Annotated in this window: 11 protein-coding genes; 2 read left to right on the top strand and 9 right to left on the bottom strand. The window is 57.9% G+C overall.

Annotated features, from left to right (window positions below):
- Nucleotides 1-15 precede the first annotated feature (15 nt).
- On the bottom strand, nucleotides 16-138 hold the full coding sequence (locus ACWFTY_RS14215; protein WP_447524838.1) for a hypothetical protein: 123 nt from the start codon (nucleotides 136-138) through the stop codon (nucleotides 16-18).
- 250 nt (nucleotides 139-388) lie between these two features.
- Here ACWFTY_RS14215 and ACWFTY_RS14210 point away from each other — a divergent pair, with 250 nt between their 5' ends.
- Nucleotides 389-607 carry a hypothetical protein gene (locus ACWFTY_RS14210; RefSeq protein WP_447524837.1) on the top strand — a complete coding sequence of 73 codons (219 nt, stop codon included), beginning with the start codon at nucleotides 389-391 and terminating at the stop codon, nucleotides 605-607.
- A 58-nt stretch (nucleotides 608-665) separates the two neighbouring features.
- Here the strand turns inward: ACWFTY_RS14210 and ACWFTY_RS14205 are convergent, their stop codons facing one another.
- On the bottom strand, nucleotides 666-1,442 hold the full coding sequence (locus ACWFTY_RS14205) for an SDR family NAD(P)-dependent oxidoreductase (protein ID WP_447524836.1): 777 nt from the start codon (nucleotides 1,440-1,442) through the stop codon (nucleotides 666-668).
- 233 nt (nucleotides 1,443-1,675) lie between these two features.
- On the opposite strand from ACWFTY_RS14205, the gene ACWFTY_RS14200 reads away from it, so the two are divergent.
- Nucleotides 1,676-2,086: a glycine zipper 2TM domain-containing protein gene (locus tag ACWFTY_RS14200; RefSeq protein ID WP_447524835.1), complete on the top strand. Its 411-nt coding sequence runs from the start codon at nucleotides 1,676-1,678 to the stop codon at nucleotides 2,084-2,086.
- Nucleotides 2,087-2,212: 126 nt separating this feature from the next.
- Here the strand turns inward: ACWFTY_RS14200 and ACWFTY_RS14195 are convergent, their stop codons facing one another.
- From ACWFTY_RS14195 to ACWFTY_RS14165, 7 genes are all read right to left on the bottom strand, one after another.
- Complete coding sequence (locus ACWFTY_RS14195; protein ID WP_447524834.1) at nucleotides 2,213-6,409, bottom strand: hypothetical protein; 4,197 nt, start codon at nucleotides 6,407-6,409, stop codon at nucleotides 2,213-2,215.
- Nucleotides 6,409-8,205 carry a hypothetical protein gene (locus ACWFTY_RS14190; RefSeq protein WP_447526905.1) on the bottom strand — a complete coding sequence of 599 codons (1,797 nt, stop codon included), beginning with the start codon at nucleotides 8,203-8,205 and terminating at the stop codon, nucleotides 6,409-6,411. The genes ACWFTY_RS14195 and ACWFTY_RS14190 overlap by 1 nt, the downstream gene beginning before the upstream one ends.
- Before the next feature lie 314 nt (nucleotides 8,206-8,519).
- Nucleotides 8,520-10,544 (bottom strand): heme-binding protein, encoded by a 2,025-nt coding sequence (locus ACWFTY_RS14185; protein ID WP_447524833.1) that lies wholly within the window; start codon nucleotides 10,542-10,544, stop codon nucleotides 8,520-8,522.
- A gap of 10 nt (nucleotides 10,545-10,554) precedes the next feature.
- Complete coding sequence (locus ACWFTY_RS14180; RefSeq protein ID WP_447524832.1) at nucleotides 10,555-11,961, bottom strand: multiheme c-type cytochrome; 1,407 nt, start codon at nucleotides 11,959-11,961, stop codon at nucleotides 10,555-10,557.
- A 211-nt stretch (nucleotides 11,962-12,172) separates the two neighbouring features.
- Nucleotides 12,173-13,612: an aldehyde dehydrogenase family protein gene (locus ACWFTY_RS14175; protein WP_447524831.1), complete on the bottom strand. Its 1,440-nt coding sequence runs from the start codon at nucleotides 13,610-13,612 to the stop codon at nucleotides 12,173-12,175.
- 11 nt (nucleotides 13,613-13,623) lie between these two features.
- Nucleotides 13,624-15,270, bottom strand: a complete 1,647-nt coding sequence (locus tag ACWFTY_RS14170; RefSeq protein WP_447524830.1) for an acetolactate synthase large subunit — start codon at nucleotides 15,268-15,270, stop codon at nucleotides 13,624-13,626.
- A gap of 144 nt (nucleotides 15,271-15,414) precedes the next feature.
- The gene (locus tag ACWFTY_RS14165; RefSeq protein WP_447524829.1) at nucleotides 15,415-16,365 is read right to left on the bottom strand and encodes a D-2-hydroxyacid dehydrogenase; all 951 of its coding nucleotides are present in this window, start codon (nucleotides 16,363-16,365) and stop codon (nucleotides 15,415-15,417) included.
- Nucleotides 16,366-16,390: the final 25 nt, after the last annotated feature.

Below are 16,390 nucleotides of genomic sequence, written 5' to 3'. Positions count from 1 at the left end.
TCCTTTATGTGTGGGTTAAGCGACCAGAGCGGCGGCGTTGTTCATGGCGGGGGCGATCGAAGCGCTGACGAAAATTGCGGCGGTGAAAAGAGCAGCAAAAGCGGCGGCGACCTGGTTCTGGATGTTTGCGTTGGTCATGTTGTATTTCCTTTTTGGTTTAAATGGTTGCTTCACAAACTGTTTTGCGAAGATGCCAATAGCATTGCACAGGCCGTGCCAGTTTAGGAAAACCCATATATATCAATTGGATAGCTATATTCAGCCATCGGGCCAATATGAACCCAAACTGAATAATGGGGAAATGTGCCAATATTTGGCATTGGCGATTGCGGATAGATCGCGACGGGGATCGACAAGTTGTTAATCTGGCGATGCTATCGCCTGATCCATGTTCGGACCCCGCCTCACACGAGTCTTCGCCAGCCGCGGCCACGCCTTATGGTGGTCCGCGATGGTGCTGGTCACCGCTTATTGCGTCGCCGCCGATCCGCCAGCCGAAGTGGCGCCCGCGCCGGATGCGGCCGAGACCAAGGCACAAGCCAGGCAAGGTGATCCATGGGCCGGCATGAAGGATGCCGCCAGGAAGCGCAAAGAGTTGCTGCCCTGAGCCTATAAAGCCGGAGCCTATAAGTTGGTGATGCTATTGCCGCTTCAGGCAGGACGCCTCAATATTGCGCGGTCCCGCCATCGACGCTGAGCGTCCCGCCGGTAATCCCGCCACCCGCATCCGATGCCAGCAGCACCGCCATCGCCGCGACCTCCTCGACCTTGCCGGGACGCTTGAGCGCGCTTTCCTGCGAGAACATGTCGATCATCTCGTCGAAGCTCATGCCGAGCCCTTCCGCCGTCGCCGGGCCGCCCTGCATGATCAGGTCGGTCAGGATCAGACCGGGGCAGATGGCGTTGATGGTGACACCCGAAGTGCCAACTTCCTGGGCCACTGCCTTGGTCATGCCGTTGATGCCGTGCTTGGCGATCGTGTAGGGCGCGAAGGTCGGTTTGCCCATCTTGCCCTCGGTCGAGCTGATGTTGATGATGCGGCCCCATCGCTGCGCGATCATCGGTTTCAGCGCCCGGCGGGTCGCCCAGAAGGTCGAATAAATATTCCATTTCATAGCCATATCAAAGGCTTCGTCGGTCAGATCGACGAGAGGCGCGAGATCGCCCGCGCCGCCCGCGTTATTAACAAGAATGTCAATAGCGCCGAAATGCTTCACCGTCTGGTCAATAAAACCCTCAACCTGATCCTGCTCCATCACATCCCCGGCAATGAAGATCGCCCGGTCCCCGACATCCAGTTCCGCGACAACTTCAGCACCTTTGTCCGGATTGCGCGCAAAAAGCGCAACATTCGCCCCCTCCGCCAGAAACGCCTCGGCAATCCCGCGCCCAATACCCGCCGTGCCGCCCGTAATCGCTGCTGTCTTGCCGTTCAATTTCATCGCTCTTCCTCTTTTCTATATCGGGCATTTGCTATCGGACGGGGTGACAATCGACAATGGATTAAAAAGCTAGTCCCTGATGCTCCGGTTCAATCCATTCAGGTAAACGGCTCCAATTATGAACCTTAGATAAAGTCAGCATTCAGCAATCGGTCAAGGCGGCGCCGCTAGAACTCTATTTGTCAGCCAGCAATTGATTCGGGTTCCGGAAGAACCCTTTTGGAGTGAAGAAAATGATCAACAAGATTTTGGGAAGTCTAGCCATTTCAACCGCAGCCATCGCAACAATGGCCTTTGCCGCGCCTGCAGAAGCACGCGGCGGCTATTATGGTGGCGGACAGTATGAACAAGCGCGCAGCGACGGATATCGTGAATATCGTCGTGGCGACACATATCGGGGCAGCCGTTACCGGGACCGGGATCGCCGCGACTATCGCGACCAGCGCCGTTACCGCGATAACCGTTATTCAGACAACCGCCGCTATCGGGGTTGTGACCGCGGCACCGGCGGTACGATTATCGGTGCGATAGCAGGTGGTCTGCTCGGCAACGAGGTTGCTGGTCGCGGTAGCAAGACCGAGGGCACGATCATCGGCGGTGCAGTCGGTGCATTGGCCGGTCGCGCGATCGACGGCAACTGCTGAACCGTTAGCGTTTCGACTTATTGAGCTAAACCCTGTGCCACAGTGTGCAGGGTCATCAATTCCCTCGAGTGGCGTATTGGGGGACAGGGGGCCGGTGCTGCTTTATAGCCCGGCCCCCGATCATTTCTATGGTTTGGCAAGCAATGGCGGAACCGGTCCGACCCAGTCTGCCAGATCGGGCTCGTCCTTGACGAAATAGGGCTCGCCCTTGCTGTTCAGGTAGAAGCGCTGCATCTCGCTGCGGGTAAAGGGTCGGGAACCCAGTCGTCCGAACACTGCCATCTGTCCGCCTGTCTCATCGACTGCCCGATCCCGATCCAGACCCTTTGACAAGGCCAGTGCCGGTTTCGGCGTGCGGGCAAAGGCGATGAGCTCCGGCTTCGGCGCGGGCGAGAAACCATAGAAGTTTTTCTGGCTATCGGGTGTGGTCAGCTGGACCACCTTCAGACCATTGCGGCCATCGGCGACATAGGCAAACAGGGTGGCGTTGGTCGATCCGACGATGACATCCTCTGCATCATTCATCGTTCCGCCAAAAGTCTCTTTCAAATAGACGGTCGGCGCTTCCGGTCGCGTGATATTGGCGATTACCAGGCCTTCGTCCTTGGCCGCGATATAGGCATAGGTGCGGGCGAGGTAGATCCGGCGGGCGTTACGCAGCGGAATTGTTCCTGAAGCCACGGCGATGGGGTTTTCCATGTCGGTGACATCAAACAGTTTTACGCCGTCGGCATCGGTTACCCACAGATATCGGAATTGCAGCGCCGAAGCCCGCGCGTCGGCCATCGGAATGGTGATAACATGCCGGGGTTTTAGCGGGTCGTCGAGATCGATCAAAGTCAATCCTTCAGCAGTGGTAATATAGGCATAGTGCCCGGCCAGAGTGATATGCTGGGCTCCATCAAGCACCCCGCCTTCGTTCCAGGTCAGGCTGCGCTTGAAAAAATTATTACGGAATTCGCCATCGGCCAACGTGTTGATATTGACCAGTATCAGACCTTCTTCGCTATCGGTGATCACAGCATAATTATAGATCGGGTGGAATGCCTGTTCTTCGTTGACCTCCCGCAGTTCTTTGGTGTTGCGGGTGGGCGCAATCGGCTGGTTGGTCGCCAGCGCCATACAGGTCGCGTTCTTGGTATCGACATGCGTATCCTGGCCAAGCGATGAGAAGGGGGCTTTGATGATCCGCTCCGAAAAGCCCTTGTTGCCGATGGAAGCGACATCATAGGCGCGGAATCCGCCTTTGCCCTCGGCAACAAACATATATTCGCCGCGCAATTGTAGGCAGCGAACGGCATCGCTGGTGCCCTGAACGACATTTTTGAACTCTTCGAGCGCCTTGGTTTCGCCGGATAGATCCTTGTCGAGCCGTTCTCCGCGGACCCAGTCGATCAGTTCGCGATCATTATCTTCAACGTGCATCTTCCAATAATCGGGATAGGCATATTTCTGGAGGTAGGAGCCGATGACCGCCTGTGGTTCATCCCATTCGGTCACCCGAACAGCTTCAAAGCCTTTTTCCAAACCGACCCAGGCGTGGAGGCCGATGAAGTTTACAAAATTCGTGCCCTGCAGCAATGTTTGCGCCATGATCGCGTTGTTGTCATTGGCTTCGCTGACGTGACAATCCGAGCATTGTTTGGTCTCGGTCTTGCGCACGGTGTGCGGGAAATGCGGCGCGAATGCTTGTGATGAGAAGCCGATCCCAGAGATAGGCGGCTGCTGGACGTATATGCGTTCGCGGTTGATATTGGTCGAGGACAGGATCAGCGCGGAAGTGGAACGCACCGGAGCGATAACATTGCCCTTGCTGGTCTGGTGACGGCCGAGCTGGAACATTTGGTCGCGGGCAACTTGTGGATTGTATGTTGCGTAGTTCCGCGTAGTTCCTCCTTCATATTTATGGTTGTCGGCCTGCCAGTTGGCTTCGATCGGCAGATGGCAGCCACCGCAGCTTGTCGTCCAGCTGAGATGGCAGGTGAAGCAGACCATATTTTCGTCTTTATGCGCCCGTTCTTCTTTCGGAACGCCGCTACCGAAGGCATATTTGCCCGTTTCTGCTCCGCTTTTGGACATAAGCTTCGCTCGTGCCGCCTTGAGATTGAAGTCGGGGTGCGAACGATCGACGCTATTCTTGACCAGACTGACTTGCCAGCTGAGTTCGGGATCGACGATCGAACGCTGGATCAGTACGCGCTTGCCCTCGGGGTTTTTAAACCATTCGAACCGCCGCTCGCCATTGGCATTGCGCAGCAGACCAAGATTGCTGCCTTTGGGCCGAGCCGCAAGATTGCTGGTCAGCAAAGTGGGGTAGGCATCAGCGGTACCGTGGCAATCCTTGCAGCTGATCTCCACGGCATTGGCAACCTCGCCATAGATCAGGCCGTTGCCATGGCTGTCTTGCGAGAAATGGCAATCGGCGCATTGCATGCCGACTTCGGCATGGATGCTCATCATATGGACCGATTTGCCCGGATTCACTCCTGGTTCAACGAATTTCCCTTCGTCTTCCTTGCGGAATTTTTCCGGATCATCATTGGCGACAATATTATCGGTATCGGTGCTGTAGCTGGCTTGATTGCCCTCGGCGTCGAGCAGATTGCCATCGCGATCACGTTTCAGGACCGCACGGAAATTCCAGCCATGACCGTGATAGTCGGCAAATTGAGTATCCTTGGCTTCGCTGTTGAGATCATAGACGTTGCGCAAGAAATCAATGTCGGCCCACAGCCCCTTCGGCGCAGCGCCTTCCGGATTGCGGTCCAGCACCTTGCGGACTTCTTCGGCATCCGGATATTTCTGCTGCTTATAGGTCTTCTGATAGTCTTCGTCGCTCATGCCTTCCGGTTTGGGCGTCTTGTTATCCGGACCGGGCCACATATAGGGCGCGTCTGATTCATAGTCCCACATCGTGTAGCCAAGATAGCTGTTCAGGAAGATATTCGGCTGGTGCATATGACAGTTCATGCATTGCGCGGTCGGGATCGCCCGGGTGAAGGCATGTTGTATCGGATGGCCTTTTTCGCGCTTTGCCGGATCTATCTCGTCGGCATGATCATCGCCATGGCCGGTGTTGTCGCCATGCGCTGCTGCAGCCGGCTTCTTGTCTTCGCCATGGGCGCCTTTTGCTCCGTGGGCAGCATCATATGTACCAAAGCTGCCGAAACGATGTTCGCCCTCTGTCAGATTGCGGATCGTCGGGTCGACGGTCTGCGTCTGGCCGTCGCGGCCATATTTGGCCCAGATCGAGCTGTGCCGTGGTTCACGGTCATTGGCATAGACAACGTGACAGCCGGCGCAGCCCGACTGGCGATAGTCGCCCGGCTGGTCGTTGGTGCCCATGAACCACATGAAAGGATCGTTGAGGCGGGTTTTGTGGATATTGAGCACGGGAATGGCGACGCGCAGGCCGGTTCCCGGACCGCGATTGGATTGTTTGAGATCGGGACGGCCGGGCTCTTCCAGCCGCTGGATGATGCCGCCGATATTGGGCAGTCCGATCTCGGGGAACTGGGTGTTGATATTGCGGCCACCGCGCTCGAACACCCGGAAAATATCGCCCGGTGGTACAGTGTGCCACGTCGGTAGCGGGTAAAGGATTGGCAGCGCGCCGCGTTTCTTTTCGGCTTCGGTCACGGTGCCGTGCGGATTGCCGGGCGACTTGATCGTCGCCGCTTCGCCCGTACGGGTGTAGGCTTCGCCGAACACGTAATTTTTGAACGGAACGATACCGTTGTTATAAGCGGCTCCACCCCAGAGCATCGCGCCGGTTGCCATGAGCGACCGTTCCGAAGCCTCGATAATTTCCATATGGCAGGCGCCGCAGGATTCGCGCGCAACCCGATAGTCCGACGGATTGACAAAGCGCACAAATTCCGGCGATTCACTGTTCAGCAGACCATAGCTGCGCTTGGGATTGGCGGAAGACGGCCAGTGCCAGCTTTCAGGATATTTTGGCAGGACATGCGCCTTGGTCAGCGCATCCATATAGGGGAGGCTGTTCTTGCCCCAATTATTGTCACCGACAACCGACGCGTCGCCGCCGTGACAATCGACACAGCCGAGAACCACGGCCGGGGTTTCGTGCATGGTTTTCTGGTCGCTGTCGGTGTGGCAGGTCTGGCAGCCGTCGCTCTTGACCTGCGCTTCATCCCAGGTCTGGTTCTGCGGGGCAGGGGGCGTGAAACTATAGTCGACCTTTTGCGGCTTTTCCTTGCCTGCAGCCATCAATAATGATGCCGGAGTGACGGTCAGCGCCAAGGCACCCAGTCCCGCGAGGAATAATTTGCTATTGCCGGTCAAGAGGTTCCGCCAGCGCATCAGAATGCCAATATCGCGTTAAGTAGAATCGAATAGTGGAAGTCGCGTTTGTCGGTCTGATCGAACAAATCCTTGAATCCTTTTCCGGGTATCAAAGCAGCGCCCGAGAGGCGGAATACCATATTCTGCGTGGCTTTCGGGCGGTAAATGGCGGCCAGCGACAGATCCCAGCCGATATCCCTTGGAATCGACCCTTCGACGCGCAGAGCTTCGAGGCTCTCGGTCTTGTGGAACCAGAGATGATTGGCATTGCCGGAGAGCCGGAAATCGGGCGTCAAATCAGCGTCGACGCCGACGCCGGCCAATATCGTGCCGGGATTGTTGAAATTGCTCTGGCCCTGTTCCTTGGACGAACGAAGGCTATTGAGAATACCATTGCGACCGTTGATCGAGATCACCCTGCCGCCACCGGCGAAGGGGATGGTCTGGCGGATCCAGTAGCTTGTATCGGCTCCGGCAAAGATCGGATTTTCGAAGATCGCGTCAAAGCCGGCCTCGGTATTATTATAGGGATTGCCGTCGCCGCTGGCGAACAGGCCGGAAGCGCGGAAGCGCAGGAAGTCGACGTCATAGCTGGCTTCCAGCGCACCGAAATAGGCTTCGATTTTCGCCGGTTCGCTGGTGAAGAAGCTGTTCCGGTCCTCGCCAAACGCACCGTAAACCTGACCCGTCAGATTGATCCGCCCGATCCGCCCATCAAAGGCATAGCCCGGATAGACAACATCATAGGCCCGGCCCCTGAGGTCGCCGAGCAGTGCCGGACGGACAGGAAAGCCGTTGTCGTCAATCTGGACATCGGACTTTTCGCGATTCATATTATAGGTCAGACTGAACTGGCTGGTCAGGCCGACAAACGGCAGATCCTGCCGGTAGAGATTGGCAAAGAAAATATAGCTTTCGCGCGGGGTCTGGGTGATGTCGTTGAGACCGGAATTGGTGTCTTTTTCCAGCTGGACAAAGGCGCCGAGATTATACTGGATCCGGTTGTTGTCGCGGGTGCCGAACAGGCGAAAGCCGAGTTGGTTGTCCTGAAACAGGAAGCCGCGGAAATCCGCCTGCATCGGCTGGATACCTAAGCGGAAACTGTCGAAGTCATAGCGCGCCGAGGTGTTGCGGATATGATAGTCGAAAAACGCCTCCTGCACGCCGACAAACCAGTCGGTGCGGTGCGAGGATTTGGACGGCTCGACGAACAGGACCCGCCGTTCCGGGACATTCACATGATTGACCTGGGTTGCCAAAGTCAGGCGATATTCCACATCAGGTGGCTTGTAGGCGGTGGAGCCCTTGATCAGGGCAAAGCCGGTGATGAAGGTCTGGGCGTAGACCTCCGAACCGGAGCGTCCGAATACATCGATGCTGTTCGGCCGTTCCGTGGTCTGGACGCCGACCGGGATCGGAAAGCTGCGGGGCTCGACGACCGTATCGGAAATCACATTGGCGACGAAGAACCAGTCATCGCCTTTGAGAAAGCCCGGTTTCTTGTCAGCCGGGATGGGCTTGTCGCCCTTCAGAACATTCTGGTTATAGGGATTGAGCGTGCTGTGACAGTTGTTCCGCAGCGCTCCGAACAAAGTATAGATCGCCTGGTCGCCGCCCTTGGCGGGACAGAGGCTTTGCATGATCCGCCAGCGGTCGGGGACCGGAAACTCATCGGTCGGAAAGGCATCCGGGGGCGGAGCATTGATCGCGCCGGGATTGTTCTGGGTGACCCGATCGGGCAGGGTTTGCTGGACGCCGGGCCGGCGGCGGCCGTCTATCAGCGCGTCATCGGCGGTCAGGCTGTCAACGTCCATTTCCAGTGGATCGGGAGTTTCGGACTGCTGCGAATCGGAAGAATTGGAAGCATCTTTCGGAGTGGAAGGGGCAGCTGCGGATTTTTCGTCCTTTTCCGGCTCTTCTTCGTCGGGATCTGGCCCGCCCATGCCCGTTTCGGTAGCAAAATCGACAGATTCTGTACGTATCCAGTCAAATTTTTCCCCAGCCAACAAAGCTGTCAAAGAGGCTTCCATGTCGTTGACAGAAGCACGCTGCGACTCCAGCTGCTCGGCTTGCCCCGACATCACCGCCAGGATCGGTACAAAGGAGGCTGAGAGTACCGGCATCAGTCCTACAGTCCCTCGCAGACATTTTGTTCATTGCTGTCGAGGAACGGCGCGAAGGGGCAGTTCACATAGCGCAACCGGACATTGGCATTGCCCAGGTCGACAACGATATTGTCGGCCCGGATGGCTTTTGGTGCGTGGCCAATGGTGCCGACGCGCTGGCCGGCGTTATACAGTCCGAGGAAGCTGGCCATGTCGTCCTGGTCGATACCGTCGCCGGAGACCCCGACACCGCCGATGAGCTTGTCACCGCGATAGATTGGCACGCTGCCCGGGAAAATCTGCATACCGTTGGCGAGGCGGACCTGTCCGCCGGTTCCCGCTATTGTCGGCAATTGAGTGCATTGCTGCGTTGTATCCGCGCTGGCACCGCTGGATCTGACATATGCGACATGGGTCACAATGTTGGGCACGACGAGGTCGAGTTGCAGTCCGACAGCAAAGGGACTGAATTGCGATGATTGCGCGACCGACAATGGGCCCGGCGGACGGCTGATTTCACCATCGGGGAAATAGGGTCTGGAAAGATTGCCGCCCGAGCGATCGGCAAAGGCGACCGTGCCGGTGAGCGCATTGGGATCGCCCAGAAACGTGCGCACACGCTGCACATAGGCAGAGACATTGGCCAAAGGCGGGAATGCCGGCGTGCCCAGCAATTGCTGGGCCGCAACCGTGTTGGAGACAAAGGCCGCCGTTCGCGCCTTTTGCAGTGATACATCGGTACCGAAAATCGGGCCGTCCGGAGTGCGCACGATACCCAAAATCTGGCCGTGGGTATCGACGACGCTCACGGTTGCCTGCATCCGGCTATCCAGCGGCTGGCGGATTTGCGCTCTGGCCCGACCGAAGATGATGAAGGCTTCTTCCAATATCGCGCGCACTTCCGTCGCGGTGAGCGGGGTGGTTACCGCTGCCGCATCGGTGCCGGCGCGGATCGGATAGCGATTGGTACCGCTGCCATCGGTCAGCACGAAAGCATCGCTGTTGCTGAACTCGGTTGCTGTCGCCGCGCGGATGCCGGACGCTTCCGTCCCATAAGCGGTACCCGCGACGATCGCGCCATTGGTATAACCGGTAACAGTCAAGAGCGTGCCAATGACATTGTTTATCGCGGCAAAATTGCTCTGCAGCGGTGACAGGTCGGACACCACCATGTCGCTGAACCGCAATGATGTGCCATCGACCGAAATCCGGTTGGCGGTAATCGAAGCAGGCGGCGCAAAACCCTGAATACCGGCGAGGGCGATCGCCTCTTCATCATCGACGTCGATGTCCAGAATATTGGGGTCAAACGCATAGTCACCATCGCCCATCACACCGATGCCGCCGACCACTACCCCGTCTTTATAGAGCGGCAGTCCGCCGGGATCGGCGGCCAGTCCTAGCGGCGATCTTTTCGGACCGATCAGCGATCCGGTGCCACCCATCGCGTAGAAACGCTGGGACAGATCCGAGCAAGGTAGCTGGCTGAACTGCACGCCGAAAAGCGGACCGCTTTCCAGGCCGACGGTGGTTGGTGCGGGCGGGAAATGTTCCTGCGCGATCTGGCTGGCTGTCCGGGAAGAAAAGGCGTTGCCGCCGCTGGACAGATAGGCGCCGGTCACAGCCTTGGCGATTGCCGCGGCCGCTGCCGGAACTTGTTGACCTTGCAGCCCGACAAAATTGGCCGCGCTGGCCAAGCCGCCGATCTGCCTGTTGCTGATCGTCACTTCGGTCGATCCGCTGTTGGAACCGTTCATGTCAAACACGGCGAGCACATTGCCGACCCGGTCAACCACCGCGATGACCGAAGGCAGATTGCGAGCCTGTGCTTCACCCACGGCCTGGGCGAGGATCGTTTGCACATCCGTGACTGTCAGCGACCGCAGTGCGGGTGCCGTGAACAAGCTGCCGGTTGGCGTGGGCGTTGGTGTGGGAGCCGGAGATGGCGATGGTGTGCCGCCAAAATCATTGCTGTCGCCACCGCCGCCACAAGAGGTCAGTAGCAGCGCTGCGGCTGAAATGGCAGAGGTGAAAAAGGGTTTGCGCATCACCAACTCCCTATCTGAGCGACCGGATCGTGCGGACGGCGCTGCCGAGTGCCCGGCGGTATTTCAGCGGTTCATAATCATTGGGCTCGGCAACGGCCGCATAAGCGACATTAATTTGTCCGCGCAGACTGGAAGCAGCAGATTCGCTGACCTGACCGCTGTTGACCAGTCCGTTGAGCAAAGTGTCGATCGCCATGACCGCTTGCACGCTGCCTTCATAATCGGTGAAGCGCGGCGATATCGCCTGACCGGCGATGGTCTCCATGATCTGGAAAGTCTGGTCGCGGCCAAAGCTGGCGCGGGAGAAGCGGTCGGCGAGTTGCGTTGCATATTGGCGCAGGCGGGCGGCTTCCTCGACCGCAGGGCCGCGGCCTTGCGCCATGGCGGCGTGAAATGCTCTGGAGCGGTTGTCGAATTCACCCGCAATGTCCGGCGCCGCCACTTTGATCGCGGCGCTGAGCATGATCATATTCTCGTCATTATAGGGCGGCATGCCTTCGGGGATCGGACGCCCGGGATTGTCGACCGATGTTGGTCGAGCGGAAGCATTGTCATAAATCCGGCGATGGCAACTGTGGCAGTCGTAGAAATAGAATTCCGGGAAAATGCCTTCGGTGGCGAGAGCCGGTTTGCTGAAAAGATTGAGCGAGCGTTCGAGCGCCATCGCCTGACCGACCGCCCAGAACCGGACGCTGTTGGTCCGGCCCTTGCGGCGGACATAATCGACATCCTCGTCATGATGTTGCTGCAAGGTCGAGAACAGGTCCATCTCGAACGAGATGCGCGGGTGACCGGCGGCCATGATCCTGTGATCGACAAACTGGCCTTTTTTGGCGCTGCCGAAATGACAGTCGAGACAGACGCTGGCGCGGGCCTTGGGATTGTCGAGAGGCGTGAGGCCCTGCGCGACATTGCGGGCATGACTGGCGCCAACGGCATAATGGCTGGAAAGCCAGCCGGAGGATGCGCCGTGGCAGGATTCACAGCCGACACCATCGTTCAGCTGGAACCGCGGGCCCTTGCTCGCGGCCGCTGTGCTGTGACAGCCGAGGCATTCGGATGCGGAGGCTGCGTCCTTGATGCCGAGGCGTTTGGCGATCGCGATGCTGCGGGGTTCGCGGAGGACACGGAAAGCGCGGCTATGGGCGCCGCCGGGGGTGGATTCTTCCTGCCAGCGCATGATTTCGTCTTGGCGGACAATTTCGCCATCGGCTTCCTGACGCCCGTGGCAGGTCGACCCACCGCAGGTTGCCACGCCAAGATGGGTGCCTCTGGCGGTGTCGGTGGCGGCTTCTACCGGTTCCGGGCTTGCCATGGTCGAGACAAATAAAGCCGCTGCGACCAGTGCCGAGCAGAATAGGCTAGCGGCCAGTACTGACCAGCCTGGTACCCGTGAAAATTTTGCCCTCGTTTGCATCGTTGCCCAATCCGGTTTTGAAACCGGTCCCCTTATTCAGCACGAAGCGACCCTTGCCGTTTAATATAACGATCAGGTTACCTATCCCCCAAGTGATGCTCAATGCAAACGAAAATCGCCCGATTTCTTTTATTTTTTAGGGCGTTGACGATCCTATCATGCAGCAATGGAAACTTGGTGTGGCCCCCGGGCCACGGTCAGATCCGGCTGGCTAGCCGGGTTTGCGGCGAATCACCAGATTGCGGATTTCCGTCATGTCCTCCATGGCAAATCTGATGCCTTCGCGGCCCAGGCCACTGTCCTTGACCCCGCCATAAGGCATATTGTCGACCCGATAGGATGGCACATCATTGATCACGACACCGCCGACATCAAGATGGTCCCAGGCATCGAGTGACTTGAACAGATCGCGGGTGAAGATACCCGCCTGCAGCCCGAATTTGCTGTCGTTGACCTCGTCCATCGCGGCACCGAAGTCGCTGAATTTGGAGAGCAGAGCGAGCGGACCAAAGGCTTCTTCGCGATAGGCGTCGGCGCTGCTGTCGACATTTTCCAGCAACGTCGCCTCGAGCATATTGCCCTTGCGGTTGCCGCCACAAAGCAGCTTTGCGCCACCGGCAACAGCGCTTTCGATCCAGCCATGCAGGCGGCTGGCTTCGCCTTCGGAAATCATCGGACCGATGAACGTATCGCGATCTTTCGGGTCGCCGGAGACCAGTGTCTTTGTCTTGGCAACCAGCATGTCCCTGAACTTGTCGTAGATGCTTTCGTGAATGATAATCCGCTGCACGCCGATACAGCTTTGGCCGGATTGATAAAAGGCACCGAAGACAATCCGTTCGAGCGCATCGTCGAGATCGGCGTCGGCATCGACGACGACCGCGGCATTGCCGCCGAGTTCCAAAATGACCGGCTTCTTGCCGGCCTTTGCCTTCAGGTCCCAGCCCACACCGGGAGAACCGGTGAAGGACAAGAGCTTCAGGCGCTCGTCGGTGGTGAACAAATCGGCGCCATCCCGACTAGCGGGCAGAATCGAGAAGGCGCCTTTCGGCAGATCGGTCTCCGCCAATATTTCGCCCATGATGATCGCGCCCAGCGGTGTTTTGCTGGCCGGCTTCATTACGAAGGGACAGCCCACGGCAATCGCCGGTGCAATCTTGTGCGCCGCCAGATTGAGCGGGAAGTTGAACGGGGAAATGAAGCTGCACGGACCGATTGGAACGCGTTTCCACATGCCCATATAGCCTTTGGCGCGCGCGGATATATCCAGCGGCTGGACCTCGCCATAGTTGCGCACGGATTCTTCGGCGGCAATACGGAAGGTGTCGATCAGACGGCCGACTTCACCCTCTGCATCCTTGATCGGCTTGCCGGCTTCCACGCAAAGGGAATAGGCCAGTTCGTCATAGCGTTCCTTGAACCGGTCGACACAATGCTGCAGCACATTCTGCCGTTCGTAGCTGGCCATTCTGGCCATCGGTTCGGTGGCGGAAACCGCCCCGGCAATCGCCTCTTCGATGACATCGGGTGTCGCCAGCGCCGTCCGGAAAGCAACCTCATTGGTATATTTGTCGGTTACTTCCAGATCGGTGTTGGGCTGGACCGCTTCATTGTTGAGATATAGCGGATAGACGTCTTTTAATTTTGTCATAGGGTTCCTACTCAAACCTTTGCGCTGAGTTCCTTGATCTCGTGATTCAAGATGCGATCATTGTCGGAATAATCAACTGGAACTTCGATCAGATGCACGCCTTCGCTGTTCAGGCATTTGTCGATCGTTTCCTGCAGGTTCTGGGCGCTGGTGATCCGGTAGCCATTGGCACCATAAGCTTCTGCATATTTGACAAAGTCGGGATTGCCATAGGTCAGGCCCCAGTCCTTGAAGCCCATGTTCGCCTGTTTCCAGCGGATCATGCCATAGCTGTTGTCGTTCAGCACCAGCACGGTGATGTTGAGTTTCAGCCGGACAGCGGTTTCCATTTCCTGGCTGTTCATCATGAAGCCGCCATCACCGCAGATCGCCATGACCTTGCGGTCGGGATAGACCATCGCCGAGGCCATGGCAGAGGGCAGGCCGGCGCCCATGGTCGCCAGAGCATTGTCGAGCAATACCGTATTCGCCTGACGCGCCTTGTAGTTGCGGGCGAACCAGATTTTATAGACGCCATTGTCGAGGCAGATGATCCCGTCGGCCGGCATCGCTTCGCGGACGACCTTGACCAGATGCGGCGGGTAGATCGGGCAACGGACATCGTCGTCCATTGAATCCGTATGCTCTTCCTCGGCCCGGCGCGCCTTATACATTGCGTCGAAATTCCAGCTGCCGGACGGAACGATATCTTCCTTCATCTGCCAGATGGCATTGCCGATATCCCCGATCACCTCGATCTGCGGGAAATAGACAGGATCGACTTCGGCGCTGTTCATCGACACGTGGATGACTTCGGTGCTGCCGGTAGCCATGAAGAAGGGCGGTTTTTCGATCACGTCATGACCGACGTTGATGATCAGGTCCGCGGCTTCGATTGCGCGATGGACAAAATCGTTTGCCGACAGGGCCGCACAGCCCATGAATTCCTTGTGGGTTTCATCGACCACGCCCTTGCCGAGCTGCGTAGTGACAAAGGGGATGCCGGTCTTTTCGATAAATTGCGTGAGCATGCGGCCGGTGGTGGTCCGGTTGGCCCCGCCGCCGACGACAATGATCGGAGATTTGGCATTCTCGATTTTCTTGGTCGCGGCGCGGACGGCTTTTGCCTCGGCAACGGGCCGTCGGGCGAGGCTAGGCGCGATTGGCGTCGAATCCGTTTCCTCGTCGGCAATATCTTCCGGAAATTCGATATGGGTGGCGCCGGGCTTTTCTTCTTCGGCGAGGCGGATCGCTTCGCGTACGCGGCTCGGGATATTGTCGGCGGAGGCCAGCTGATGGGTGAATTTGGTAATCGGGCCCATCATGTCGACGACGTCGAGAATCTGGAAGCGGCCCTGTTTGGATTTCTTGATCGGCTTCTGGCCGGTGACCATCAGGATCGGCATGCCGCCGAGTTGCGCATAGGCTGCTGCCGTCACCAGATTGGTCGCGCCGGGGCCGAGGGTTGCCATGCAGACGCCGGTCTTGCCGGTATGCCGCCCGTAGGTAGCTGCCATGAAGCCAGCGCCCTGTTCGTGACGGGTGAGAATGAGCTTGATTTTCTTGGAGCGCGATAGGCTGTCGAGCATGTCGAGATTTTCTTCGCCGGGAACGCCGAACAGATATTCAACGCCTTCATTCTCGAGACATTCTACGAAAAGATCGGATGCTTTGGTCATGTGGGTCCTTCCCTGGCCGCGACGACCAGTACTGGTGCGAGTAATTGGTAACGACCCCAATGACCCTCAATCCCCCTCAGAAATGAGACTCACTCTACCCCTATGTTCTTGGTTGATAAGTTAAAATAGCCGCGAAGTCACCCCTCAATATCCCCGGTCGAAGTCGGCCACGGCAATCATATCGTCGCCATTTTTATAGCGTTTCAGATTTTCGACGAAGCGGGCAGCGGCACGCTGGAACATCCGGGTTTGCGCTTGCCCCGACAGATGCATGGTGATGAGGCAATTGGGCGCGTCCCACAAAGGGTGGTCGGCGGGCAGCGGTTCGGGGTCGGCTACATCGAGCGCAGCCCCGCCAATAGTCTTGTCTTTGAGCGCTGCAAGCAAGGCATCCTGATCGACCAGCGATCCGCGCGCAACATTGACCAGCCAGGCGGAGGATTTCATCGCGGCAAACTCGTCTGCACCAAACATATGTTTGGTGTCGCTGGTTGCAGGGGCGGAAACGAAGACCCAGTCAAATTCGCCGAGCCGTTCGCGCCAGTCATCGAGCCCGATGACATTGGGCTCGCCGGTCGCGGTGCGGCGGACAGCGGTCACGTCGACGTCAAATCCGGAAAGCTTTTTGGCGATCTGCTGGCCAATGCCGCCATAGCCGATGATCAGCGCCTTGCTGTCGTCAATCTCGGCTGTGCCCGGTGGCGTTTCGAGCCAGTTGTGCTGGCGCTGGTTGTCGAGAATGACATCGCTACGCTTGGCGGCGGCGAGCATCATCATGACCGCAAATTCGGCGATCGGCGCGCTGTTCAGGCCAGCGCCGTTGGTCAGTTTCGTGCCCTGTGCCTTGAGCTGCTCCAGCGGAAAATGTTCGACGCCGGCGTAGATGCTGTTGAGCCATTTGAGACTGGTCGCGGCGGAGATGATTTCTGCCATCTTGTCCTTGTCATACATGTCGAACCAGCCGATCTCGGCATGCGGGGCGATTTCCATCGCTTCCTCGGTGCTGGTGAACCATGTGACATCCAGATCGCCGCAATGCGGTTCGACCAGTGGACGGACGAGGGAAGCCATGGCGGCTTTCGGTTTGGCGGTCATAAAGTCATTCTCCTAAAAATCGGCG

Source organism: Parasphingorhabdus sp. NYA22, assembly GCF_976973735.1.
Note: the sequence above shows the minus strand (reverse complement) of the source record. Positions and strands in the feature narration are given on the sequence as shown.